The sequence below is a fragment of the Gymnodinialimonas phycosphaerae genome (assembly GCF_019195455.1).
Taxonomy (GTDB): Bacteria; Pseudomonadota; Alphaproteobacteria; order Rhodobacterales; family Rhodobacteraceae; genus Gymnodinialimonas; species Gymnodinialimonas phycosphaerae.
The window spans coordinates 3842593-3865700 of record NZ_JAIMBW010000001.1 but is presented as its reverse complement, the minus strand read 5'-3'; the positions used below and the strand labels follow the sequence as shown (position 1 = coordinate 3865700).

Here is a 23108-nt window from a genome sequence, read left to right as displayed (position 1 = left end):
GGATCGCGCGCCTCACGCGCGAATGTAGCGGAAAACGGCAGAGGCCAGCCACCCCGCCAGAATGGCAATGGTCAGCGACAGAATGCCGTAAACCAGGGGCCGTTCGTGGGCGAGATTGTAGATGAACCGTTCCAAACCAACTTTCCGCACTGCGATATCTTGCTCATACACGTCGAGGACAACGCCCCCACGGGTCAAGAATATGCGTGTCCGGTAGTCCCCTTCAACCAGGTTTGCAGGCAATTGGATGGATGTGTCGAACAAGGTTTCGTTACGAAGGGTCACGCCGCCCTCGTTCAATTGGTACAGATCCTCGGATTCCCGGATCCGGATCAACGCCTCGGTGAAGGAGGCGCCATCTGCCACGCCAATGCCCACGGCCCTGATCGCGCGCGGGATCGAGACCCTGTGGCGCAAATCCTCCGTCGCCGAAATCACCTCACCGAAGGCCGACGTCGTGGCCACAGCGTAGAACGATGGGGCTTCATCGACTTCAATCGCATCGGTATTGACCCAAATCCCGAACCTGCGGTCCTTGCGGCGGACGGCGACCGGCAGGGACGGCCCCTCGACGGTGATGATCACCTGTAGATCGCCCTCGGGCGCAGGCGCGATCCGGCTGACCGCGCCGAAAATCAGAATTTCTGATCCCTCGAAATTCGCCGTGATGTTGATCGCATCTTGTGACAGACCCGCCACGACCTCCTCGGACGTCGCGGGCCCGACACCTGCGACAAGCGCCGCGAGGAGGAGTGCGATCACCCTCAATGGCCCGCCCCCGCGCCAATGGAATAAAGTTCCGACGGCATCACCAGCAGATCGAACGCCAGCTTGCCGCAGACCGCAAGGACCATGATCGCCAGCAAGATCCGCAACTGTTCGGCCTTCATCTTGGTGCCGATCCGCGCCCCGATCTGCGCGCCCACAACGCCGCCCACCAGCAGCAGCACGGCCAGCACCATATCGACGGTGTAGTTCGTCGTCGCATGCATCAGGGTAGCGAAGCCGGTGACGAAAATGATCTGGAACAGCGAGGTGCCGACCACGACCTTCGTGGGCATCCCCAGAAGGTAAATCATCGCGGGCACCATGATGAAGCCACCGCCCACGCCCATGATCGCGGCCAACACGCCCACGAAAAGGCCCACGACCAGCGGCGGAATGACCGAGATATAAAGCCCCGAGGTCCGGAACCGCATCTTGAATGGCAGCGCATGGATCCAACCGCGTTGACGCCGTTTAGGCGGCACGACACCCCCGGCCTTGCGCGATTTCCGGATGGCGTTCAGGCTTTCGACGAACATCAAGGCGCCGATTATCCCAAGGAAAACAACGTAGCACAGCTTCACCAGCAGATCGACCTGGCCAATCGCAGTCAGCATCGCAAAGACTTGCACACCGATCGCGGCCCCTATGAGGCCACCGACCAACAGTACCAGCCCCATCTTCAGATCGACGGTCTTTCGTTTGAAATGCGCCAGCACACCTGAAAATGACGAGGCCACGATCTGGTTCGCCTCGGTCGCCACGGCGACGGCCGGGGGAATGCCGATGAAGAACAAAAGCGGTGTCATCAGGAAGCCGCCGCCAACTCCGAACATGCCCGAAAGGATGCCCACAAGTCCCCCCAGCCCCAGCAGAAGGAACGCGTTCACGCTCACCTCGGCAATGGGTAGGTAGATTTGCATAACGGCAGGGCCTCTGAGTCGCGGTAATTGCGTGTAACCTGCCTCCTGCCCCCAGCGCCAGTGCGACGGCTGCGGCGAAGTGCCTAAACGCAGTAAGGTCTTTGCTTTGGCCCCCGTGCGCCCCTCAGGTCAAGGGGTTTTTGAGATTGATGGTCTCAATTTCAACAACAACCACATTCATCGCGATAGTATTCCGTGCCCGCCCCAAGGATTCCCGTTCGGGCCCCGTCATAGGCTATGACATGCGCATGAATGTGAATGATGAGGACCTGGCCCTTGCGGCCGCGGGGGGCGATGGCGCCGCGTTTCAGCTATTGCTGAGCCGCGTCTACGACCGCCTCTTCGCCCTCTGCTTCCGTCTGACCGGCAGCCGCGCCGAGGCGGAGGACCTGACGCAAGACATCTGCCTTGCCCTGCCGGGCAAGCTCTCGGGCTACCGCGCGCAGGCGAAGGTGACGACATGGCTCTACCGGGTCGCCGTTAACGCGGCAACGGACCGGCGCAGGCGACAGGCCAGCTATGCCCGCGCCACGGACGGGTGGGCCGATTGGGAAGTGGACCGGGTGAAATCCGCCGAGCAAGGCGCAGAGGCAATGGCCTGGCTGTACGGCGCGATGGCGGGTCTGTCCCCGTCCCTGCGCGACACGCTGGCACTGGTGCTGGATGACGTCACCCACGCGGATGCGGCAGAGATTTTGGGCGTCACGGAAGGCACGATTTCATGGCGCGTGGCCGAGGCAAAGAAGAAATTGCGCGAGATGAGAGAACAGGAGGAGGATCAATGACCTCCAACGAATTCAACGACTTGGACGACCTGAAGCGCGCGATGGCGGACGTCACGCCTGCGCCCGATGCCGCGGGCAAGGCCGAGGTCATAGCCCGGTCGATGGAAATTTTCGAGACGACCCAAGAATCACGGGACTCGGCCCGTCAAAGCTCTGAGACCCCGACCAATCGTGGCTTTTTAAAAGGAGCTTTTGAAATGTTGATTTCCAAGACCCCCATTCTCAAAGCGGGTGGCGCATTGACCGCAACCACCGCCCTCGTTGCCGTGGGCTTTCTGTTCCTCAGCCCGCAAGGCCAAGAGATGCTGCAAGGCCCCGCGCCCGTTCTGCAAGAGCCTATCGCCGCAGAACACGACGTAATCGTGATAGCCGATGACACGAGGGAAGAGGTGGACGCCGCCCCCATGCCGCAGATGATTGCGGCCGAAGTGGCGCAGACGCCCGCCCCGCGCGCGCTGGTCACCGATGGCGATGGCCGCATCGGCGATGCCGAGGGGGCCACCGCCCTTGACCTCGGGGGCACCGACATCACCACCGGGTGGGGCAACACGGCCACTGTGGGTCGCATTGCGCCAACTGGCGACGTTGCCACCGGCGTGCCCGCCCAGAACGGCTGGAATTCCGGCGCGATCATCCAATCCGGTGGCTTCAATGACCACGTGCAACCGCCCGCACCCCTGCGTGAAGAATTCGCAAACGCCGACACCAACCCCTTGCAGATCGTCGCGGAAGACCCCGTCTCGACCTTCTCGATTGACGTCGACACGGCCTCTTATGCGCTGCTGCGCGCGACGCTGAACCGGGGGCAATTGCCCACGCCGGATGCCGTGCGGATCGAGGAGATGGTGAACTACTTCCCCTACGACTACCCCGCCCCCACGGCGGATGACGTCAGCCCATTCCGCCCGACCGTGCAAGTGTTCCAGACCCCCTGGAACCCCGACACGCAGCTTCTGCATATCGGCATTCAGGGTGAGATGCCCATGGTGGAGGACCGCCCGCCCCTGAACCTGGTGTTCCTGATCGACACGAGCGGCTCTATGAATGACCCGGCGAAGTTGCCTTTGCTGATCCAGTCGTTCCGCCTGATGCTGGACCGTCTGAACCCAGACGATGAGGTCGCCATCGTGACCTACGCGGGCAGCGCTGGTGTCGCCTTGGACCCCACAGCAGCTAGCGATACCGCCACCATCAGCGCCGCGCTCACGGCCCTGCAAGCGGGCGGCAGCACCAATGGCGTCGGCGGGCTGGAGGAAGCCTACCGCCTTGCCGCCGAGATGACGGAAGAAGGCGACATCAGCCGCGTATTGCTGGCCACCGACGGAGATTTCAACGTCGGCCTCAGCGATCCCGGTGCGTTGGAGGATTACATCGCAGAACAACGCGAGACGGGCATCTACCTGAGCGTCCTCGGCTTCGGGCGCGGGAACCTGCAAGACGACACGATGCAGGCCTTGGCGCAGAACGGCAACGGCACGGCGGCCTATATCGACACCCTGCACGAAGCGCAGCGGGTGCTGGTGGACCAATTGGCCGGCGCCCTCTTCCCCATCGCCGATGACCTGAAAGTGCAGGTGGAGTTCAACCCCGACGTCATCGCCGAATACCGCCTGATCGGCTACGAGACGCGCGCGCTGGCCCGCGAGGATTTCGCCAACGACGCCGTGGATGCCGGTGACATCAGCGCGGGGCATTCCGTCACCGCGATCTACGAGATCACGCCCGTGGGATCACCTACGACACTGGTGGCCCCGCTGCGCTATGCGGCTGACGATGAGGCGGAGGTCGAATACGGCGATGAGTTGGGGTTCATCTCGCTGCGCTGGAAAGAGCCGGGCGCACAGGAGAGTCAGTTGATCGACTTCCCCATCGCCGCCGCCGTCGCCGAACCCGGCGCAGACGCCCAATTCGCCGCCGCCATCGCGGGCTTCGGGCAACTGCTGCGCAGGTCGGACTTCCTTGGCGAATGGGACTACGCCGATGCCATCGCGCTGGCCAACGCCAACCGCGGCACAGACGAGTTCGGGTACCGCACGGAGGCTGTGCAACTGATGCGCTTGGCGCAAAGCCTCTCGGGCCAATAACGCCACTGCCCCCCCTTCGCGCCGCAACTTGGCGCGCGGGGGAAACCGCCTTGACCTAACGCTCCAGCGCGCCCTTGCCCGCCAAAATCTTCGGACGATACTTCTCGAGTCGCGCCACGCGGGTTTCGGGCTTCTTGGCCGAGTTCAAGGCGATCACGTAGCTTTTCTTCCGACCGGGCGTCAGGGCGTGGAAGGCTTCCGCCAGCTCAGAATCCCGGTCCAGCGCGTGAAGCAATTCGTAGGGGAGCGTCAGCTCGCTGACCTGCTTGACCGGCTTCAGCCCTTGATCGGCATATCCCTTGGATTCTTTCATGTAGGCCGCGATCACGCTTGCACGGGCGCGGACCTGTGCCGCATCGGTGAAGAACATGGTGCCCGCCGTGCGCGTATTGGGCCCTCGCCTCTCCAGCAAGCCCTCCGGATCCGTCATGAGGGACGGGTTGAAGAAGCCGATCGTGAAATTGGCACGAAAGGCGCCGAGAATCGCGATATTGTGACTGGCGTGAGTGTAGCAGGGCTGGCCCCATTTCACCGTCTCTTCCAGCCCGGCCTCCCGGCAGATCTGGCGCAGCAGGGCGATGCCTTCCCCCCAGACCAATGCCGAGCACTGAGGCGTGGCGAAGCGGTCGCAACGACCACAGCCTTTGGTGAAATAGTCCTCGATCTCGGTGATCATGGCGCGCGGGCTCCGGGACATCGATACACCACCCTAGCGTGGGGCGGCGGATGCGGGCAACTCGGCGCGAAGAGGAGTTGCACCGAAGATGAACTGCGCTGTGCTTATGTTCTGGGGGATTGGCCTTTCGGGACATTTTCTCTCAGAAAACACCCTATCGGCCGCACGCTTTTGCTTGGCAAAAGCGCTTGGTGAAGCCTAGCGGGATCGAACCGCCGACCCCGGCGCGCTTGGCAAAAACCGCAAGGGTCATGCACGCGCCATACCGTGGAACCCACGAAGCACATACCGCGTATGGAAAATGGTGGAGCCTAGCGGGATCGAACCGCTGACCTCCTGCATGCCATGCAGGCGCTCTCCCAGCTGAGCTAAGGCCCCATTGGCGGGCGGTGTAAGGCCGGGCTGCGGGCCGTGCAAGCAAAAAATCAGGTTGCTGCCAACAGAACCCCGGCCAAACCGTCAGTCGTCGCTGTCATCCGATGCCACGTCGGCAATATCGTCCAGCGCAACGGTGTCCTCGTCGTCATCGTCGAGCACATCATCATCGGGCAGATCGGCGTCATCTTCATCATCGATGTCGATGTCGTCGTCCAACACCAGATCATCATCTGCGTCTTCGACTTCCTTGGCTTTTGTCGCGGCCTTATCGGCCACCAGGCTCTGGGCGCCGCCCTTGCCGGTTTCAAGCACGACGACTTCGCCCGTGTAGGGGCTGACAATCGGGCTTGCGCCCAAGTCGTAGAAACGTTTTCCGGTGGTGGGACAGACGCGTTTAACGCCCCATTCCTCTTTGGGCATGAAACCCCCTTCAATCATCGGTATCGCGGGAACTCGGGCTCTGCCATAGTGTCTGGGGACTGTCAAAGGCTTTCACAGCCCCCGCGCCGTCCTGCAGTTTGGAGCTTCGCACTTGTCCGCCAGATCGCCCGTATCAACCCATACCCTCCCCGGGGACCCTCCGGTGGAGGTCTTGCTGCGCCGAAACGCCCGCGCCAAGCGGTTTTCCCTGCGCGTGAGTCGCTCGGACGGGCGAGTCTCATTGAGCCTGCCCACCTGGGCGCCAGAGGCTGAGGCCTTGGCGTTTCTACGCGACCGCGAAGCGTGGGTGCGCGAAAATCTCGACCGCGCACCGGGCGTGAAAAGGGCCGCGATCGGTGCAGAGATTCCGGTTTGCGGTGTCGCGCGCCCTGTCTTTGCTGGCCCTGGAAGGGCCGCGCACTTTTCAGAGGGCGCGGTCCACGTCCCCGAAGGCCCCCGCGAAGGTCCCCGGATCAAGGCCCTTCTGACTGCCATGGCGCGCGAACGCTTGGCACAAGCCGTCGCCGTGCACGCGGGCGCCATCGGCAAACGCTATGGCCGGATCACCCTGCGCGATCCACGGTCCCGGTGGGGCAGCTGCTCGTCCAAGGGCGACCTGATGTTCTCGTGGCGGCTGATCATGGCCCCACCAGAGGTGCTGGATTATGTCGTCGCCCACGAGGTCGCGCATCTGGTCGAGATGAACCACTCCCCCCGGTTCTGGGCGCTTTGCAAGCAGCTTTGCCCCAAGACGGACCAAAACCGCCGCTGGATGCGTGCCCATGGGGCAGAGCTTCAGGCGTGGCGATTCGAAGCCCGGGAGTGATGCAATGCTGATGAACCCTCGCCCTACGGAAACCGGCGCCGCCGTCGCCCACGACCGCGTCTACCGCGCCCTGCGCTCTCGCATCATGTATGGCGAGGTCCCGCCCGGAGAGGCGATGACATTACGTGGTGTCGGGCGCGAGTTTGGCGTCTCGATGACGCCCGCACGCGAAGCCATCCGCCGCCTTGTCAGCGAAGGTGCGCTGTTCTTGTCGGTGTCTGGCCGGGTCTCGACGCCCGAATTGTCCAATGAGCGCATCGAGGAGCTGGCCTCCATCCGGGCGCTGCTGGAGCCCGAACTGGCCTCCCGCGCATTGCCCCGCGCCCACCCGGCCCTGATCGAGCGGATGGAAGCGATCAACGCGCAGATCGCCCAGGTGATCGCAAAACGGGACGCGGTAGCCTACATCCGACTGAACCTTGAGTTTCACCGGACATTGTACCTGCGCGCCCAGGCCCCCGCGATGCTGGCGCTGGCGGAAACGGTCTGGCTGCAAATGGGCCCGACGATGCGCGCGCTTTACGGCAGATTGGGCCGCACCGAATCGCCGCCGCACCACAAGCTGATCCTTGCGGCGCTGAAGGCGGGCGACGAACCCGGCCTACGCCTCGCGCTGCGCGCGGACGTCACTCAGGGCCTGCGGTTACTGGCGAACTAGGACACGGCAAGGCATGCCTCATGGGCGCGCAGGATCGGGCGCGCGGGCACCATTGGGGCAGAGGCAAGCTCTGGGAACAACATGCGAAGCTCATCAGCTGCGTCCATCGCAAAGCCGGTCAGGGTGCGGTCATTGGCCAACAGGCTTTCGCTGGGGGCGCCTTCGGCCAGCACGATCTCGTGGGTGTCGAACATCACATGGTGGTAGGTCACTTGCGCCTGCGGCACCACGCACGCGACGCCCAAATCCGCCAATTGGCGCGCCGAAACCAGCGCGCTGTCGCAGCCCAACGTCAATTCGCAGCCCGCCCCCGTCACCAGCATCCGGTGCTGCGGCGATACCGACAGGTCGCGCATCAGTCCGTTCCACCCAGCCGGGATCTTTACCGGCGCCAAAGGCCCGACGCCGCGGACCCGGCGCTTGCCAGTCCACCGCAAGGGCATGGCCCCGCTATCCAATGTGCTGACCAGATCACCGGGCCGCAATGCCTCGACAGGGACCAGTCCCTGCGGTGTCAGCAGGCGGCTTCCCGCCACGAAACACGCCACGTAGCCGTCATAGGGATTCGCCTGCAAATGAGACGTGCGTTCCGTGTTGAAGGTGTAGGGCGTGCTTGGAATCAGTTCGACCGTCGAAACAAGGCCATCCACCGCGCCTTGTTGATAGCCGTCGCCACCGAAATGGAAGCTGGTGACCTTGTGGCCATTGGCGGTGTTGATCAGATCATAGGCGGTGTTGATCGTGGTGCCCGACCCGTAGGTCGTGCCATCGATCGTTGCCGCCACGTCGAGCGATTGCGTCGCGTCGACCTCATCAAAGATGGTGTCATCGTCATTGACGGCGATCACCGTGGGCACCGCCCCTGGAAGCAGTTGCAACGTGAATGTCGGCGTGCCCGCAGCTGCGGCGCTGACTTCATCCGGCAGGCCCCCAACGAAATCAGAAGGCGCGTAGACGTAAAGATAGTAGACGGGCATGAGATCGCTCGATCGGGGTTAATCAAGCGTTACCATGTTGCGGAAAACAAGCAACAATGTGGCCGGGAGGGGACCAAAACAGGTATCGTGGCCCCCGCCCAGGATCAGGCGTGGATCGCCCCGTCGCCGCAGGCCAATGCCGCTTCGCGCACGGCTTCCGAGTACGTCGGATGTGCGTGGCACGTCATGGCGAGATCCTGGGCCGAGGCGCCGAATTCCATTGCCACACAGATCTCGTGGATCAGATCACCCGCCATCGGCCCGATGATATGGGCACCCAAGATGCGGTCCGTTTCGGCATCGGCAAGGATCTTCACGAAACCGTCGCCCGCGAAGTTCGCCTTGGCACGCCCATTGCCCATGAACGAGAACTTGCCGACCTTGTACGCGCGCCCGGCCTCTTTCAGGTCTTCTTCCGTGGCCCCGACATTCGACACTTCGGGGTGGGTGTAGATCACGCCGGGGATCACGCCGTAGTTCACGTGGCCATGCTTGCCTGCGGCCACTTCCGCGGCGGCCATGCCCTCATCCTCGGCCTTGTGGGCCAGCATCGGGCCCGCGATCGCATCGCCGATCGCCAGAATGCCCGGAACGTTGGTGCGGTACTGGCCGTCAACCTCGATCTGGCCGCGATCCGACATCTTCACGCCCAGCGCCTCAAGGCCCAAACCATCCGTGTAGGGCTTGCGCCCGGTCGCCACCAGAACGACATCCGCGTCCACCGTGGCCTCGCTGTCATCCTTGCGCAGCTTGTAGGTCACTTTCGCCTTGGTCTTCGTGGCGGAAACGCTTTGCACCGCAGCCCCGAGGGTGAAGTCAATGCCTTGTTTTTTCAGGGTTCTCTGGAACACCTTGGAAGTCTCGGCATCCATGCCCGGCGTGATGTGGTCGAGGAATTCAATCACCTGCACCTCGGACCCCAGCCGCGAATAGACCGAGCCCAATTCAAGCCCAATCACGCCCGCCCCGATCACCACCATCTTCTTGGGCACCTTCGGCAAGCTCAGCGCCCCTTCGCTGTCCACGACGACCTTCTGGTCGATTTCGATCCCAGGCAGCGACGACGGCTCAGACCCGGACGCCACGATGATCGTCTTGGCTTCGTGTACCTCGTCGCCCACCTTGACCTTGCCCGCCTCGGGGATAGAGCCCCAGCCCTTCAGCCAGTCTATCTTGTTCTTTTTGAACAAGAATTCGATCCCCTTGGTATTTTGGCCAATGGTGTCCTTCTTGTATTCCTGCATCTGCGCCCAGTCGACCGAGGGGCTTTTGCCCTTCAGGCCCATGGCAGCGAAGTTGTGCTCCGCCTCATGCAACATGTGGCTCGCATGCAGCAGCGCCTTGGAAGGAATGCACCCGATGTTCAGACAGGTTCCGCCAAGGGTCTCTCGCCCCTCAACAACAGCGGCTTTCAGGCCCAGTTGCGCGCAGCGGATCGCGCAGACATAGCCGCCGGGGCCGGAACCGATTACGATGACGTCGTAGCTGGACATGGAACTGTCTCCTGTAAGGTCAGCTTCAGTGTTTCGATATCTTGAAGCTGTCGTGAACCTGTAGTTGTTCTGTTGGTACTCATGTAAGGCCGCCGCGCCCCTAAATCAGCGCCGCCCCCACCATAAGCATCGTCGCGAAAAACCCAACCGCCCAGACGATCGATCGCCAGGGCCGCAGGTCAAAGGCATAGGCCGGGATATAGATCACCCGTGCGCCGAGGTAGACCCAGGCGCAGGCGGCGGTGAAGCCGGTGGATTGACCGCCGAGCGTGACGACCACCACAGCGACGGTGAAGAGGATCAGCCCCTCGAAATGGTTATCCATTGCCCGGCCAAGCCGCCCGGTGACGTCCGACATCTTCCGGGACGGCTCCCGGTCACGGGCCGACATGGTGTAACCCGGCCCAAGATCCCGGTTGGCCGGCACCGCGTAGAGCACGAATTGCACCGCTTGCAGCAGGGCCGCAAGAGCAAGGGCGGTGAGTTCGGGGGTCATGGTCATGTGGCGGTCGCACCGGGGTTGGGCGGCGGCACCGCCGCCTTGCGGGCATGGACGATGATGGCCCCGTGCAATGCAATCACCGCCGCCAGCGATACGCCATGTTGGACCAGGGATGCGTCGCAGGTCATCACGATTGCCACGCCGAGCGGCAGGAAGGTGATGATGGCAGTGATCAAACCGGGGTTGTATTTGCGCAACGCGAGGCCTTGGACGATATGCGCCACGGCGTTGATCACCAGAAGATATCCCGCAAGCGCGCCCCACCCGGGCGACCCTTCGCGCACAAGCCAGATCGCCGCCATTATGAAGAGCCAGACGCCAACGTAGTTGATGACAAATACGGCGCGATGGGACAGCCCGCGCACGGACGGTCCCATCATTCCGTTGACGAACAGGCGAAACCTGTCCGCGTCATGTTCTTCGAACTGGTGGATCATGTAGATGGGCAACGCAAGAAATACCAAAAGCGCAGGCAAGGGCCACCCGAGCAGCGGCGCCAGCAACAACAGGATGGAGGCGGCGAGGATCCCGCCGTACACCCAGTTTTGGTAAATTCGCTCCATCATGACGATCACAAGTCCATCAGCAACCGCCGCGGATCCTCCAACGCCTCTTTCACCCGCACAAGGAACGTCACCGCGCCTTTGCCGTCCACGATCCGGTGGTCATAGGACAGCGCCAGGTACATCATTGGACGGATCACGACCTGACCGCCAATCGCCATGGGACGTTCCTGGATCTTGTGCATGCCCAGGATACCCGACTGCGGCGGGTTCAGGATCGGCGAGGACATCAGCGAGCCATAGACCCCACCGTTGGAGATCGTGAACGTGCCACCCTGCATCTCGGCCATGGACAGCTTGCCATCACGGGCGCGGGCGCCCTTCTCGGCAATTGCCTTCTCGATATCAGCAAAGCTCATCCCATCCACGTCGCGGATCACCGGCACCACAAGGCCCTGGGGCGTTCCCGCCGCAATCCCCATGTGGATGAAGTTCTTGTAGACGATTTCTTGCCCGTCGATCTCGGCATTCACCTCGGGCACTTCGCGCAGGGCATGGACACAGGCCTTGGTAAAGAACGACATGAAGCCAAGCTTTACCCCGTGCTTCTTCAGGAACAGATCCTTGTACTCGTTGCGCAGCGCCATGACCTCGGTCATGTCGACCTCGTTGTAGGTGGTCAGGATCGCCGCCGTGTTCTGCGCGTCCTTCAGGCGGCGCGCGATGGTCTGGCGCAAGCGGGTCATCTTGACCCGCTCTTCACGGGCCTCGTCGCTGGCCGCGACGGGGGCGCGAGGCGTTTGGGCAGGCGGGGCGGGCGCGGTCGCCGCAGGCGCCGGGGCCGCTGCCGCCTTCATCACATCTTCCTTCATGATCCGCCCATCGCGACCGGTACCCTGCACCTGGTCCGCCGACAGGCCCTTGTCTGCCATCAACTTCTCCGCCGAGGGCGCATTGGACACGTCCTTGCCACCGTTCCCCTGCGAGGAGGGCGCTTGAGCGTCCGAAGAGGCATCTGCCGCGACAGCGCCACCAATCACAGCCAGCTTCGCCGAGGCTTCAACCGTGGACCCTTCCGCCGCCAGGATCTCACTCAACACGCCTGCCGCAGGCGAGGGCACCTCGACCGAAACCTTGTCGGTCTCCAACTCGCACAGCATTTCGTCCTGCGCGACCGTGTCGCCAACTTTCTTGAACCACGTGGAAACCGTCGCCTCTGTCACGCTTTCCCCCAGCGTGGGAACCATCACATCAACAGCATCGGCCGCATTCGCGTCCACAGGGTCGGCAACGGCGGGCGCTTTGTCCTTCCCCTTCGGGGCAGCTGCGGCGCCTTTGCCTTCACTCAACGTCGCCAGAAGCGCGTCAACGCCAACGGTCTCGCCTTCTGCGGCCACGATCTCACCCAGCGTGCCGGCGGCGGGCGAGGGCACTTCCACCGTCACCTTGTCGGTCTCCAACTCGCACAGCATTTCATCGACGGCCACGGCATCGCCAGGCTTCTTGAACCATGTCGCCACGGTCGCCTCGGTCACGGATTCGCCCAGAGTGGGCACACGAACTTCTACAGACATTTTATTACCCTTCGATGGTCAGCGCACTGTCGATGAGTGCTGCTTGTTGGGATTTATGGGCGGAGGCCAAGCCCGTCGCGGGCGAGGCCGAAGCGTTGCGACCCGCATAGCGCGGGCGTGTCGTATCCGAGCCGATGCGCGTCAGCACCCACTCAAGGTTCGGCTCGATGAACGACCACGCCCCCTGGTTCTTCGGTTCTTCCTGGCACCAGACGATCTTGGCTGCCTTGAAGCGCTCAAGCTCCTTGGTCAGGGCCAGCGCAGGGAACGGGTAGAACTGTTCCAGCCGCAGCAGGTAGACGTCGTCGATCCCCCGTGCGTCGCGCTCTTCCAGCAGGTCGAAGTAGACCTTGCCCGAGCATATCACGACCTGCTTGATCTTCTCATCGGCCACCAACTCGGTGTCCGAGTTGCCCTTCTGGGCATCATCCCAGAGGCAGCGGTGGAAGCTCGATCCGGTGGTGAAATCCTCGGCCTCGCTGATCGCCAGCTTGTGGCGCAGCAGGGATTTCGGCGTCATTAGCACCAGCGGCTTGCGGAAATCACGGTGAATCTGGCGGCGCAGAATGTGGAAGTAGTTCGCCGGCGTCGTGCAATTGGCGACGATCCAGTTATCCTCGGCCGACATCTGCAAGAAGCGCTCCAGCCGTGCCGACGAGTGTTCCGGCCCCTGCCCCTCGAACCCGTGAGGCAACAACATGACCAGACCACTCATCCGCAGCCACTTGCGTTCTCCGCTTGAGATAAACTGATCGAACATGATCTGCGCGCCGTTGGCGAAATCGCCGAACTGCGCCTCCCACAGGGTCAGTGCGTTGGGCTCGGCCAGCGTGTAGCCATATTCGAACCCCAGCACCGCGTATTCCGACAGCATCGAGTCGATGACCTCGTAATGCGCCTGACCCTCCCGAATATTGTTGAGCGGGTAGTACCGATCCTCCGTCTCCTGGTCGATCAGGCCCGAATGCCGCTGGCTGAACGTGCCCCGCGTGCTGTCCTGGCCTGACAGGCGCACCGGGTAGCCCTCGGTCAGCAACGACCCGAAGGCCAGGGCCTCTCCGGTCGCCCAGTCAAAGCCTTTGCCGGTCTCGAACATCTTCGCTTTCGCGTCCAGCAAACGCTCCACGGTCTTGTGCAGGCTCACGCCCTCGGGCGCGGTGCTCAGCGCCTTGCCGATTTCTGCGAAGGTCTCGGGCTTGATGGCGGTGGCTCCGCGCTCATAGGCGGCCTCGTCCTTGCGGTCGAGGTGCGACCAGCGCCCGTCCAACCAATCCGCCTTGTTGGGTTTGAAGTCTTTTCCGGCCTCGAATTCCTCGTTCAGATAGGACTGGAACGAGGCCTTCATGTCCTCGATCTCGCCTTCGGGGATCAGACCATCCTTGACCAGCCGCTCCGTATAAAGCGCCAGCGTTGTGCGTTGGGTCTTGATCTTCTTGTACATGATCGGGTTGGTGAACATGGGCTCGTCGCCCTCGTTATGACCGAACCTGCGGTAGCAGAAGATGTCGATGACCACGTCCTTGTGGAACATCTGACGGAATTCCGTCGCCACGCGGGCGGCGTGGACCACCGCCTCGGGATCATCGCCGTTCACGTGGAAAATCGGCGCTTCCACCATCAACGCGATATCCGTCGGATACGGAGACGACCGCGAAAAGTGCGGCGCCGTCGTAAAGCCGATCTGGTTGTTGACGATGATGTGGATGGTGCCGCCGGTGCGGTGCCCGCGCAGGCCCGAAAGGCCAAGGCCTTCCGCCACAACGCCCTGCCCCGCAAAAGCCGCATCACCGTGCAACAAAATACCCATGACCTTCGTGCGGTCGCTGTCGCCCTTCTGATCCTGCTTGGCGCGCACCTTGCCCAACACGACCGGGTTTACCGCCTCCAGATGCGACGGGTTCGCGGTCAGCGACAGGTGTACGACATTGTCGTCAAATTCCCGGTCACTTGACGCGCCGAGGTGATATTTCACATCGCCCGACCCATCGACATCTTCGGGCTTGAACGACCCGCCCTGGAACTCGTTGAAAATCGCGCGGTAGGGCTTGGCCATCACGTTGGCCAGAACCGACAGACGGCCCCGGTGCGGCATGCCGATGACGATCTCTTCGATGCCCAACTGACCGCCGCGTTTGATGATCTGCTCCATCGCGGGGATCAGGCTTTCGCCGCCATCAAGGCCAAACCGCTTGGTGCCCATGTATTTGACGTGAAGGAACTTCTCGAACCCTTCCGCCTCAACCATCTTGTTGAGAATCGCCTTGCGGCCTTCCTTGGTGAAGGCGATCTCCTTGCCGTAGCCTTCAATCCGCTCTTTCAGCCACGAGGCTTCCACGGGGTTGGATATGTGCATGTACTGCAACGCAAACGTGCCGCAGTAGGTCCGCTTCACAATGTCGATGATCTGCCGCATCGAGGCCATTTGAAGACCCAACACGTTATCGATGAAGATCGGGCGGTCCATGTCGGCATCGGTGAAGCCGTAGGACGCCGGGTCCAGTTCCGGATGCGGCGTCTGATCGCGCATCCCCAGCGGATCCAGATCTGCCACCAGATGCCCCCGGATGCGGTAGGCGCGGATGATCATCAGGGCGCGAATGCTGTCGAGCACGGCGCGCTGGATCTGGTCGTCGGTCAACTCGACGCCCTTTTCCTCGGCCTTCGCAGCGATTTTCTTACCCGCCTCTTTTCCCTCGGCCGCGACCGGGTATTCGCCGGTCAACGCCGCTGTCAGGTCATCGCCCGGCATGGGCGGCCAGTCGGTGCGCGCCCACGAAGGCCCGGTGGCTTCGGCCTGTGCATCCTCGGCGTCGCCAAGTTGCGCAAAGAAGTCCGCCCAGGCCGCATCCACCGCAGCCGGATCCTTGGCATATTGGGCGTAAAGCTGCTCCAGATATTCCGCATTGTGCCCCTGCATGAAGCTGGAGGCGTGGAATGTATCGTTGGGAGATTGGTCATTCATCGGTCAAATCCTCGGGTGGAGGGGGGAAAGGGAAACACTCATCCCGGCAAGGTGTATTCAAAGGCGACGGTGATGCCCTCGCGCCCGGTGATCGGCGCAAGCACGGTATCCGAGCCGTTAAAGCGGATGGCGGTCACGTCAAGCGAGACGGCATTATCGGGCAGATCAGGTTCAAGAAAGCCCATGGAAATGCCGATCTCATCCATGCTGCGTTCATCGATGGCAAAGATCGCATCGGCATCCGGCACGGAAGGCCCCGCGAAGGTGCACAGAACACTGATCACGCCCGGATCCAACTCCACCGTCGACACGGCGGCGGAAAGATCGCCCCGTGTGAAGATTTCATTGACGCTCATGCTCGGCTCGAAAGCAGTCAGGGCGCGGTCGGCGAAGTCCTGAGCCTCGGCCGCATTGCGGAAAGGCGACGGCAGAAACCGCGAGCCAATCGAGATCTCTGCCAACGGGGGGGCTGCGCTGGTGCGCATCATCTCCCACGTGCGGTGATTCCAGCCTGCGTCTTCCATGGCGGCGATCCAATCCGTCATGTCGGCAAACTCGCTTGGCGCGGGAAACTGCATCAGGCAGGGGGCGTAGATGGGATCATCCTGAGCCATTGCGGGACCGCAAGTTGCAAGGACGGCCAAGATCGAAACCAAACGTCTCATGCCAGCGGATCCTCCCCGTATGGGTTGGAACCCGACGTTCCGCGCGATGCCCAGAAGACGATATTCACGATGCAGAGCACCACGGTGCCCGCCACCCCGACCCAGAACACCGGACCGAATTCTTCAAAGCTTCGCGCACTTGCAACCCCGATAAAGGCCACCACCATCGGGACCAGCGGTGCCAGAGTCCACAGGCCCGTGCGGTCGGTATCGTGAAGCCGCCGCCACGCCACGGCGGCATAAGGTAGCACGGTGGCCAGGTTCCAGACGCCCGAAAGCGCCTTGGACACCAGTGACAACGACAGATCCACGATCGCCAGAAACAGCGCAAACCACCAGAACTCGGATCGCGCGGCGCGGCCCGAGAAGGAGGCGTACTTCCTGAAACAGGTACTGATGGACTCCGTGAACGTCATGCCAGCGGGTCCTCCCCATACTGGTTCGGGCCGTTCGTGCCCTTGGAGGCCATCCAGATAATGACCAACAGGCTCGGCAGGGTCTGGATGCCCGACAGGATCGAGGACGTGCGGTTCAGGTCTTCCATGCGCGCCATCATCGCGTTGATCTCAGACATCGAGGGGTTCGGATCGAAGGCGATCATCATCATCTCGGCGGACTGCGGGCCCACGACCTGGAACACGACAATCGACATGATCGTCACAAAGACCACCGTCGCGATGAACCACCAGCCGGGGCGGTCACAATCGTGCATCCGGCGCACGCCGACGGCCAGCATCGGCAGGTAGTTCAGCAGATACCAGAAGGTCGTGATCGGCATGATGTTGATGTAGAAATCACTGATCGACCCGAAGCCTTCAATCAGAAACGGACCCATTTCTTCAAGCGGGGGCCAGAAGATCATGAAGTCGAGAATGAACGTCACGATCGAGCCGAGCGAGATGAACAGGATGTACCACCAATAGGCCGAGCGCGGCGCGCGGCCCTGGAAATTGAGGCATTCGACGATGTTGGTGCGGATGGCTTCGGAAAAGGTCATACAAGAATTCCAGTCGGCTTGGGTCCAAATTCATTTATCTCCGGCTCACCTTCATTGGCCGTCCAGAGCACCAAAACAATAAGAGCTGCGCTCGATAGAACAAAAGTGGGGAAACCCAGAAGCAACGAAGCGACAAGAGCCACAATGGGAACTGACAGCGCAAGGAATTCTATCATCGCCCGAACTAGAGGCTCCAAGCCGAACAGCAAGAACAACGCAACAAAGGCCCACCAGCCGGATCGCCCTAAATCATGCAACCGCCGCACCAGGGCCGCTAAAAGTGGCACGATGACGACGCAAAGCGGAACGATCGTCACCCAGGAGCCCTCGACTGAGAAGAGGGTCAAATAGACATTGGTCACCTGCTCCTGAAAGCGCGTCGTTTCCCCTGTGACAAAGCTGCTTCGCGTGACCTCAGCCGTGTATTCGTGGGTTGTCCAAAACAGCCATCTGAATTCCGTCAGGAATGCAGGCAACATGACCGCAAAGGACAAACCAACTACGGCCCAGAACTCCGCATGACCAGCTCGTCCCCGAAAGGAGACGAGCCGTCCGAAAGTCTGGGCCGACGATGCATTCATCTCTTAGCCAATCGCCTCGACAACAGCCTCACCCAACGTCGCCGGGCTGTCGGCCACGATGATGCCCGCAGACTTCATCGCTTCGATCTTGTCTTCCGCGCCGCCCTTGCCACCGGCAACAATTGCACCGGCGTGACCCATGCGACGACCCGGAGGGGCCGTGCGACCAGCAATGAAGCCCGCCGTGGGCTTCCAGCGGCCGCGCTTCTTCTCATCAGCGAGGAACTGTGCGGCTTCTTCTTCAGCGCTGCCACCGATCTCACCGATCATGATGATGCTTTGCGTCTCATCATCGGCCAGGAACCATTCCAGCACGTCGATATGCTCGGTCCCCTTGATCGGGTCACCACCGATGCCCACGCAGGTGGACTGGCCCAGACCCACATCGGTGGTTTGCTTCACGGCCTCATAGGTCAGCGTGCCCGAGCGCGAAACGACGCCGCAAGACCCACGCTTGTGGATGTGACCGGGCATGATGCCGATCTTGCAGGCGTCCGGCGTGATGACACCGGGGCAGTTGGGGCCGATCAACTTCGACGAAGACCCCTCCAGCGCGCGCTTCACGCGCATCATGTCGAGCACCGGAATGCCTTCGGTGATGCAGATGATCAGCTCCATCTCGGCATCGATCGCCTCAAGGATGGAATCAGCGGCGAAGGGCGGCGGCACATAGATCACCGAGGCGTTGGCTTCGGTCACGTGCTTGGCCTCATGGACCGAGTTGAACACGGGCAGATCCAGGTGCGTCATGCCACCTTTGCCGGGGGTGACGCCGCCGACCATCTTGGTGCCATAGGCAATCGCCTGTTCCGAATGGAACGTGCCTTGGGATCCGGTGAAACCTTGGCAGATCACCTTGGTATTTTCGTCAACGAGTACGGCCATCGGGGCCTCCTGTGGTCGTTTGGGATAGAGAATGGGTCATGGGGTTCGGTCGGGCAGTTGGGCCAGACCGCCATGGGCGATGGAATGCATGAGGCGATTGCGCGCCTGATTGCGCCGCGTGAAAACGCGCGCGCGGGGCGGCGGGGCGACAAAGCTGCTCCGGGCGACCAGACGCCCTCAGCCGAATGCAAGACGCCGTTGTGTCCGCTGGCCGGGCCGAAGCCACATCATATGCGTCACGGCCCGTCATTGGACGGGCTCAAGCGGGGTCATCCGCTCGACCATCAGGAACGTCTCGATGCCGTTTGGACCGGAGCGGGTGCCCACATGGACGACCGCGACGCGGCGCGGGTTAAGGAAGCGCGCGCCCAGAAGGGCCGTGCCGTCCGTATGCGCGTAGCGGTCGGGCACCGGGGCGACGTTGTCGATCCCTTCCATCTCCAACCCCGCCACGGCGGCGCTTGTTGTCAGCTCTGCGTGATCGCCGTCAAAGGCCACCTCACAGCGGCGGTCCGTGCCCGGGGTCGCCGCGCGGCCTGTCACGGGGCTGGGTTCGACCCGGGAGAACGGGTCAAGATCATAAAAATCCACCCGCACGCCAGGCGATGCCAAGACCTCCTGCGCGCGCGCGGCGGTCATGAAAGGACTGAAACAATGGCCCGCGAAAGCCGCGCTGCCTGCTTGCGGGACGGTGGCATCTTGGGCCTCCACACGGCAGCCCGCCAGGGCAATCAGCCCGACGGCGCCGACCAGTTTCAGCGCGCCCCACAGGGCGCTTTTGCGGTTCGGGTCCATCATGTGGCGCGCCTCTCGAAGAGGGCATTGATGTTGTCGTCCATCGGCAGGCGCAGCGGGTTCAGCAGCCGCACCGTAAACCCGGTACGCTCCGCGAGGTCACGCAGAGTGGCCAAGGTGAAATACTGCACATGATCGGGATACCGCAGGCCCACCCAATTGCGCCCGAAGATCCGTTTGCCAAGGCTGCCGAAATTCGGCACCCGCACATAGGCGCGGCCCCCGGGCTTGAGGATGCGAGCGGCCTGTTCCAGCACCGGACGGGGGTGTTCCTCATGCTCCAGATAGGAGCGTAGGATGATCCCGTCGAACATCGCGTCGGGGAATTCTCGGATCGCCTGTGCGCCGGGGCCGTGGATGCAATATCCGCCGTGGGGGGCAAGGTTGGTGTTCGCCAGCTCGGCCAATTCCGCCGAAATCTCGATCCCGTATTGGGTGAAACCGGGGAACTGCGCGCTTGCGCCCGCACATCCCACGTTCAGCAGGTTGCCGCTGCCAAACCACTCCGCATAGCGCACCGCATCGGGCTTGCGCCCGATCTTGTGACGCCAACGCGTCGCCAGGTCAGCGCGCTGCATCAGCGGGCGGGCCTCCAGCCGTGCGGCCTTCTCGAAAACCCAGGTCTTCTCCCAGGCGAAGTCCTCGACCAAAGCCTCGTAGCCCGGCGGGTTCAACAAATAGACAAGGTCACAGTTGCGGCATTGCCCCATGCGCCAGTCGTCCCGGTGCAAATCAGGGTAGTCCGCCGGGTCCTCTGCCGCGCAATTGGGACAGGGCCGCGTCGCTGGCGCCATGGCCTGCCTATGGGAGTGCGTCGCGCTCACCACGACACCTCGATCCGGGCGCGCACATAGCTTTCGCCGCCGGTTTCACGAACGTTCATCGCGAACGTCGGCACGTGGGCGCCAACCGCCTGCACCATCGACGCCTCAAACGCTGCCATCGCTGCGTCGTCGTCCAGGTCCGTCACAAACACCATCGAGCATCCGCCGCCCGTGGGGCTCACCGACAAGTCGAAAAGCTGGTGGAAATATGTCCCCGTCTCGGGGCTGGGGACCATGCCGACCGCGTCCAATGACGCCTCCACCCTCGGCGCATCCGTCGCCGCCACGCAGACGTTCGCAAACATCCGCCCCAGCACCACCGGGTCGGCGATGACCGACCCCACCGACGGCGCTTGCGCCGCGGCGGGGCTTGCCGCCGCGCTGACGCAGGCCGCCATGGCGACCCGCTTTGCACTCAGGAAGTTGAGACGTGGCAACGCCATCGTGTCAGCCTTTCACAGCCTTCACGATCTTCTGCGCGCCGTCCTTCAGGTCATCCGCCGCGATCACATCAAGGCCGGAGTTGTTGATGATCTCCTTGCCCTTCTCGACGTTGGTGCCTTCCAGGCGCACGACCAGCGGCATCTGAAGACCCACCTCTTTCACCGCCGCGATCACGCCTTCGGCGATGATATCGCAGCGCATGATCCCACCGAAGATGTTGACGAAAATGCCCTTCACCTGCGGGTCCGAGGTGATGATCTTGAATGCCTCTGTAACCTTCTCCTTCGTGGCGCCACCGCCCACGTCAAGGAAGTTGGCGGGCTCAGCACCGTAAAGCTTGATGATGTCCATCGTCGCCATGGCAAGGCCCGCGCCGTTGACCATGCAGCCGATCTCACCGTCCAAAGCGATATAGTTGAGGTCGAACTTGGAGGCCGCCAATTCCTTGGCATCCTCTTCCGTTTCATCGCGCAAGCTGGCCACATCGGCGTGGCGGTAGACGGCGTTGCCGTCAAAGCTGACCTTGGCATCAAGAACTTTCAGGTCCCCGCTGTCGGTCACGATCAGCGGGTTGATCTCCAGCATCTCCATGTCCTTCTCCTGGAAGGCCTTGAAGAGTTGCCCCATCAGCTTGACGCATTGCTTGACCTGCTGGCCTTTCAGCCCCAGCGAGAAGGCGACACGGCGGCCATGGAACGGCTGGTAGCCTGTCGCGGGATCGACAGAGAAGCTCAGGATCTTTTCAGGCGTCGCGGCAGCGACTTCTTCGATGTCCATGCCGCCCTCGGTCGAGCAGACAAAGCTGATGCGGCTGGTCTGGCGATCCACCAGAAGCGCCAGGTACATCTCGGTCTCGATGCCGGACCCGTCTTCGATGTAGATGCGATTGACCTGTTTGCCTGCGGGCCCGGTCTGGTGCGTCACCAGAGTGCGGCCAAGCATCTTCTTGGCCTCATCGGCCGCTTCCTGCGCCGATTTCGCAAGGCGCACACCGCCAGCTTCACCGGCGTCGGCTTCCTTGAATTTGCCTTTGCCGCGTCCGCCCGCGTGGATTTGTGCTTTCACGACCCACAAAGGCCCGTCCATTTCGCCCGCCGCCGTCTTGGCTTCTTCCGCCCTCAGGACAACGCGTCCATCAGACACCGGAGCGCCATATTGCGCGAGGAGGGCTTTCGCCTGGTACTCATGAATGTTCATGAAAAAGGTCCGTTCATTTGGTCATGGTCGTCTGACGTAAACACAACCCACGCGGGCAATGGAACGGTAAAGTGCCCTATTCAATAGGATTTGCGGCAAAATCCGACATTTGTGATCACAGGCAAAAAAAGTGTGATCACAAATATTGTGGGAATCCCCTTACCCTACCCCGACTCACCGCTTTCCCTTGCGGCACCCCTGATCCGGCGCAAGCTTCGAGCGACCGGATACAAAGCGGCGAACAGCGCGCAATGTCAAAGCCACAGCCCAAGCGCACACCGACATGGGGCATTGTCGCCACCATCGCGGAACCGGCGCCCCTTGTCCTGGCTTTCGTGGCCCATCACCTGGCTTTGGGGGCGCGGGAAATCCGCCTCTACTTCGATGATCCCTATGATCCGGCGGCCGATACCCTCGACTGGATCCCCCCGGCCCATGTCACTCGCTGCGATCGGGTCTATTGGGCCACCGCCGCGCCGCGCCGCCCACGGCGGCAAAACAACCGCCAGTCGATCAACGCAACGCGGGCCCAGGCCCGGTGCAACGTCGACTTTCTGCTTAGCTGCGATGCCGACGAATTTCTGCGCCCCGGCTCGGATGTGGCGCTGCAATTGTCCGAGATCCCCGAGGCGGCGACATGGATGAAGGTCTTCAACCTCGAACGCACGACGATAAAGAGCGCACGGCAAACGACGATTTTCGATGGCGTCTTCAAGGTTCACTATCAGGGCCGCGAGGACACACCCCTACGCACCTCGGAGCTTGCGCCCTTCGGGTTTACGGGGCACGCGGCAGGCAAGCCGTTCGTGCGCACGCGGATTGGCATGAACATCGGCATCCACGTGCCCCGCCACGGGCACATCAAGGACCGCGTGGTGCCGCCACATTACCCCGCCGACCAGATCGAGCTGGCGCATTTCGACGGGCTGACCCCGCTGCATTGGGCGGCCAAGTTCGTGCGACAGGCCGCCAACTCTCCGGAATTCCTGGCGCAGCTACCCCCCCTTCCGCATCGCGCAATGGCGCGAGATCCTTGGCTGTGTGAACGATGCGGACGCACTACGCGCGCCTTACGAGCAGCTCACCGGATATCACCCAACCGAGATCGAGGCGCTGGAAGACAACGGCCATATCACAAGGGATCGATATGACCTTGGGCCTGCGCTGGCTGCCGCGTTTCCAGGGCAAACGGTG

24 protein-coding genes and 1 tRNA gene are annotated in these 23108 nt (G+C 62.3%); 5 read left to right on the top strand and 20 right to left on the bottom strand.

What is annotated here, in order from left to right; translation table 11 throughout:
- Positions 1 to 12: 12 nt before the first annotated feature.
- Both KUL25_RS19415 and KUL25_RS19410 read right to left on the bottom strand, forming a co-directional pair.
- A complete protein-coding gene (locus tag KUL25_RS19415; RefSeq protein WP_257894396.1) occupies positions 13 to 768 on the bottom strand; it encodes a TIGR02186 family protein in 756 nt (251 codons plus the stop codon).
- Positions 765 to 1688 carry a sulfite exporter TauE/SafE family protein gene (locus tag KUL25_RS19410; RefSeq protein ID WP_068352887.1) on the bottom strand — a complete coding sequence of 308 codons (924 nt, stop codon included), beginning with the start codon at positions 1686 to 1688 and terminating at the stop codon, positions 765 to 767. The genes KUL25_RS19415 and KUL25_RS19410 overlap by 4 nt, the downstream gene beginning before the upstream one ends.
- A gap of 248 nt (positions 1689 to 1936) precedes the next feature.
- Here KUL25_RS19410 and KUL25_RS19405 point away from each other — a divergent pair, with 248 nt between their 5' ends.
- Together KUL25_RS19405 and KUL25_RS19400 are read left to right on the top strand one after the other, a co-directional pair.
- On the top strand, positions 1937 to 2473 hold the full coding sequence (locus KUL25_RS19405; RefSeq protein WP_257894395.1) for an RNA polymerase sigma factor: 537 nt from the start codon (positions 1937 to 1939) through the stop codon (positions 2471 to 2473).
- The gene (locus KUL25_RS19400; RefSeq protein WP_257894394.1) at positions 2470 to 4557 is read left to right on the top strand and encodes a vWA domain-containing protein; all 2088 of its coding nucleotides are present in this window, start codon (positions 2470 to 2472) and stop codon (positions 4555 to 4557) included. Before KUL25_RS19405 ends, KUL25_RS19400 begins: the two co-directional genes overlap by 4 nt.
- 55 nt (positions 4558 to 4612) lie before the next feature.
- Here KUL25_RS19400 and KUL25_RS19395 read toward each other — a convergent pair whose 3' ends face one another.
- The 3 genes from KUL25_RS19395 to KUL25_RS19385 form a co-directional block, all read right to left on the bottom strand.
- Positions 4613 to 5254, bottom strand: a complete 642-nt coding sequence (locus KUL25_RS19395) for a YdeI/OmpD-associated family protein (protein WP_257894393.1) — start codon at positions 5252 to 5254, stop codon at positions 4613 to 4615.
- A gap of 281 nt (positions 5255 to 5535) precedes the next feature.
- Positions 5536 to 5611: transfer RNA gene (locus tag KUL25_RS19390), tRNA-Ala, on the bottom strand.
- A gap of 81 nt (positions 5612 to 5692) precedes the next feature.
- On the bottom strand, positions 5693 to 6031 hold the full coding sequence (locus KUL25_RS19385) for an FYDLN acid domain-containing protein (RefSeq protein WP_257894392.1): 339 nt from the start codon (positions 6029 to 6031) through the stop codon (positions 5693 to 5695).
- A 241-nt stretch (positions 6032 to 6272) separates the two neighbouring features.
- Here KUL25_RS19385 and KUL25_RS19380 point away from each other — a divergent pair, with 241 nt between their 5' ends.
- Both KUL25_RS19380 and KUL25_RS19375 read left to right on the top strand, forming a co-directional pair.
- Entirely contained in the window at positions 6273 to 6857 is a 585-nt protein-coding gene (locus KUL25_RS19380; RefSeq protein WP_427854464.1) for a M48 family metallopeptidase, read from the top strand.
- Between the two features lie 4 nt (positions 6858 to 6861).
- Positions 6862 to 7515: a GntR family transcriptional regulator gene (locus KUL25_RS19375; protein ID WP_282563184.1), complete on the top strand. Its 654-nt coding sequence runs from the start codon at positions 6862 to 6864 to the stop codon at positions 7513 to 7515.
- Here KUL25_RS19375 and KUL25_RS19370 read toward each other — a convergent pair.
- The 15 genes from KUL25_RS19370 to sucC all read right to left on the bottom strand — a co-directional run bounded on the left by KUL25_RS19370 (position 7512) and on the right by sucC (position 21914).
- Positions 7512 to 8492, bottom strand: coding sequence for a Hint domain-containing protein (locus KUL25_RS19370; protein WP_257894390.1), 981 nt, complete (start codon positions 8490 to 8492; stop codon positions 7512 to 7514). The two genes, KUL25_RS19375 and KUL25_RS19370, sit on opposite strands and share 4 nt — an antisense overlap.
- Positions 8493 to 8596: 104 nt before the next feature.
- Entirely contained in the window at positions 8597 to 9985 is a 1389-nt protein-coding gene (gene lpdA, locus KUL25_RS19365) for a dihydrolipoyl dehydrogenase (RefSeq protein ID WP_257894389.1), read from the bottom strand.
- 100 nt (positions 9986 to 10085) lie between these two features.
- A complete protein-coding gene (locus KUL25_RS19360; RefSeq protein WP_257894906.1) occupies positions 10086 to 10481 on the bottom strand; it encodes an MAPEG family protein in 396 nt (131 codons plus the stop codon).
- Positions 10482 to 10483: 2 nt separating this feature from the next.
- On the bottom strand, positions 10484 to 11053 hold the full coding sequence (locus KUL25_RS19355; protein ID WP_257894388.1) for an HXXEE domain-containing protein: 570 nt from the start codon (positions 11051 to 11053) through the stop codon (positions 10484 to 10486).
- A 5-nt stretch (positions 11054 to 11058) separates the two neighbouring features.
- Positions 11059 to 12564 (bottom strand): 2-oxoglutarate dehydrogenase complex dihydrolipoyllysine-residue succinyltransferase, encoded by a 1506-nt coding sequence (odhB, locus tag KUL25_RS19350; protein ID WP_257894387.1) that lies wholly within the window; start codon positions 12562 to 12564, stop codon positions 11059 to 11061.
- Between the two features lie 4 nt (positions 12565 to 12568).
- Positions 12569 to 15526 carry a 2-oxoglutarate dehydrogenase E1 component gene (locus KUL25_RS19345; RefSeq protein ID WP_257894386.1) on the bottom strand — a complete coding sequence of 986 codons (2958 nt, stop codon included), beginning with the start codon at positions 15524 to 15526 and terminating at the stop codon, positions 12569 to 12571.
- 38 nt (positions 15527 to 15564) lie between these two features.
- Positions 15565 to 16140 carry a hypothetical protein gene (locus tag KUL25_RS19340; RefSeq protein WP_257894385.1) on the bottom strand — a complete coding sequence of 192 codons (576 nt, stop codon included), beginning with the start codon at positions 16138 to 16140 and terminating at the stop codon, positions 15565 to 15567.
- 47 nt (positions 16141 to 16187) lie between these two features.
- Positions 16188 to 16607: a DUF805 domain-containing protein gene (locus KUL25_RS19335; RefSeq protein WP_257894384.1), complete on the bottom strand. Its 420-nt coding sequence runs from the start codon at positions 16605 to 16607 to the stop codon at positions 16188 to 16190.
- Positions 16604 to 17188, bottom strand: a complete 585-nt coding sequence (locus KUL25_RS19330; RefSeq protein WP_257894383.1) for a DUF805 domain-containing protein — start codon at positions 17186 to 17188, stop codon at positions 16604 to 16606. Before KUL25_RS19330 ends, KUL25_RS19335 begins: the two co-directional genes overlap by 4 nt.
- Positions 17185 to 17769, bottom strand: a complete 585-nt coding sequence (locus tag KUL25_RS19325) for a DUF805 domain-containing protein (protein ID WP_257894382.1) — start codon at positions 17767 to 17769, stop codon at positions 17185 to 17187. The genes KUL25_RS19330 and KUL25_RS19325 overlap by 4 nt, the downstream gene beginning before the upstream one ends.
- A gap of 3 nt (positions 17770 to 17772) precedes the next feature.
- Positions 17773 to 18654: a succinate--CoA ligase subunit alpha gene (gene sucD, locus KUL25_RS19320; RefSeq protein ID WP_068352927.1), complete on the bottom strand. Its 882-nt coding sequence runs from the start codon at positions 18652 to 18654 to the stop codon at positions 17773 to 17775.
- 246 nt (positions 18655 to 18900) lie between these two features.
- Complete coding sequence (locus KUL25_RS19315) at positions 18901 to 19452, bottom strand: succinyl-CoA synthetase subunit beta (protein ID WP_257894381.1); 552 nt, start codon at positions 19450 to 19452, stop codon at positions 18901 to 18903.
- Positions 19449 to 20243: a class I SAM-dependent methyltransferase gene (locus KUL25_RS19310; protein WP_257894380.1), complete on the bottom strand. Its 795-nt coding sequence runs from the start codon at positions 20241 to 20243 to the stop codon at positions 19449 to 19451. Before KUL25_RS19310 ends, KUL25_RS19315 begins: the two co-directional genes overlap by 4 nt.
- A 26-nt stretch (positions 20244 to 20269) precedes the next feature.
- The gene (locus tag KUL25_RS19305; protein WP_257894379.1) at positions 20270 to 20716 is read right to left on the bottom strand and encodes a hypothetical protein; all 447 of its coding nucleotides are present in this window, start codon (positions 20714 to 20716) and stop codon (positions 20270 to 20272) included.
- A gap of 4 nt (positions 20717 to 20720) precedes the next feature.
- Positions 20721 to 21914, bottom strand: a complete 1194-nt coding sequence (gene sucC / locus KUL25_RS19300) for an ADP-forming succinate--CoA ligase subunit beta (protein WP_068352934.1) — start codon at positions 21912 to 21914, stop codon at positions 20721 to 20723.
- A 251-nt stretch (positions 21915 to 22165) separates the two neighbouring features.
- On the opposite strand from sucC, the gene KUL25_RS19295 reads away from it, so the two are divergent.
- Complete coding sequence (locus tag KUL25_RS19295) at positions 22166 to 23065, top strand: glycosyltransferase family 2 protein (protein ID WP_257894378.1); 900 nt, start codon at positions 22166 to 22168, stop codon at positions 23063 to 23065.
- The last annotated feature ends 43 nt before the right edge of the window (positions 23066 to 23108 follow it).

Bases quoted from the DNA above. Each gene is read 5' to 3' on its own strand.
- KUL25_RS19410 (WP_068352887.1), bottom strand. From the start codon at position 1,688: ATGCAAATCTACCTACCCATTGCCGAGGTGAGCGTGAACGCGTTCCTT.
- KUL25_RS19405 (WP_257894395.1), top strand. From the start codon at position 1,937: ATGAATGTGAATGATGAGGACCTGGCCCTTGCGGCCGCGGGGGGCGAT.
- KUL25_RS19400 (WP_257894394.1), top strand. From the start codon at position 2,470: ATGACCTCCAACGAATTCAACGACTTGGACGACCTGAAGCGCGCGATG.
- KUL25_RS19395 (WP_257894393.1), bottom strand. From the start codon at position 5,254: ATGTCCCGGAGCCCGCGCGCCATGATCACCGAGATCGAGGACTATTTC.
- KUL25_RS19385 (WP_257894392.1), bottom strand. From the start codon at position 6,031: ATGCCCAAAGAGGAATGGGGCGTTAAACGCGTCTGTCCCACCACCGGA.
- KUL25_RS19375 (WP_282563184.1), top strand. From the start codon at position 6,862: ATGCTGATGAACCCTCGCCCTACGGAAACCGGCGCCGCCGTCGCCCAC.
- KUL25_RS19370 (WP_257894390.1), bottom strand. From the start codon at position 8,492: ATGCCCGTCTACTATCTTTACGTCTACGCGCCTTCTGATTTCGTTGGG.
- lpdA (WP_257894389.1), bottom strand. From the start codon at position 9,985: ATGTCCAGCTACGACGTCATCGTAATCGGTTCCGGCCCCGGCGGCTAT.
- KUL25_RS19360 (WP_257894906.1), bottom strand. From the start codon at position 10,481: ATGACCCCCGAACTCACCGCCCTTGCTCTTGCGGCCCTGCTGCAAGCG.
- KUL25_RS19355 (WP_257894388.1), bottom strand. From the start codon at position 11,053: ATGATGGAGCGAATTTACCAAAACTGGGTGTACGGCGGGATCCTCGCC.
- odhB (WP_257894387.1), bottom strand. From the start codon at position 12,564: ATGTCTGTAGAAGTTCGTGTGCCCACTCTGGGCGAATCCGTGACCGAG.
- KUL25_RS19345 (WP_257894386.1), bottom strand. From the start codon at position 15,526: ATGAATGACCAATCTCCCAACGATACATTCCACGCCTCCAGCTTCATG.
- KUL25_RS19340 (WP_257894385.1), bottom strand. From the start codon at position 16,140: ATGGCTCAGGATGATCCCATCTACGCCCCCTGCCTGATGCAGTTTCCC.
- KUL25_RS19335 (WP_257894384.1), bottom strand. From the start codon at position 16,607: ATGACGTTCACGGAGTCCATCAGTACCTGTTTCAGGAAGTACGCCTCC.
- KUL25_RS19330 (WP_257894383.1), bottom strand. From the start codon at position 17,188: ATGACCTTTTCCGAAGCCATCCGCACCAACATCGTCGAATGCCTCAAT.
- KUL25_RS19325 (WP_257894382.1), bottom strand. From the start codon at position 17,769: ATGAATGCATCGTCGGCCCAGACTTTCGGACGGCTCGTCTCCTTTCGG.
- sucD (WP_068352927.1), bottom strand. From the start codon at position 18,654: ATGGCCGTACTCGTTGACGAAAATACCAAGGTGATCTGCCAAGGTTTC.
- KUL25_RS19315 (WP_257894381.1), bottom strand. From the start codon at position 19,452: ATGATGGACCCGAACCGCAAAAGCGCCCTGTGGGGCGCGCTGAAACTG.
- KUL25_RS19310 (WP_257894380.1), bottom strand. From the start codon at position 20,243: ATGGCGCCAGCGACGCGGCCCTGTCCCAATTGCGCGGCAGAGGACCCG.
- KUL25_RS19305 (WP_257894379.1), bottom strand. From the start codon at position 20,716: ATGGCGTTGCCACGTCTCAACTTCCTGAGTGCAAAGCGGGTCGCCATG.
- sucC (WP_068352934.1), bottom strand. From the start codon at position 21,914: ATGAACATTCATGAGTACCAGGCGAAAGCCCTCCTCGCGCAATATGGC.
- KUL25_RS19295 (WP_257894378.1), top strand. From the start codon at position 22,166: ATGTCAAAGCCACAGCCCAAGCGCACACCGACATGGGGCATTGTCGCC.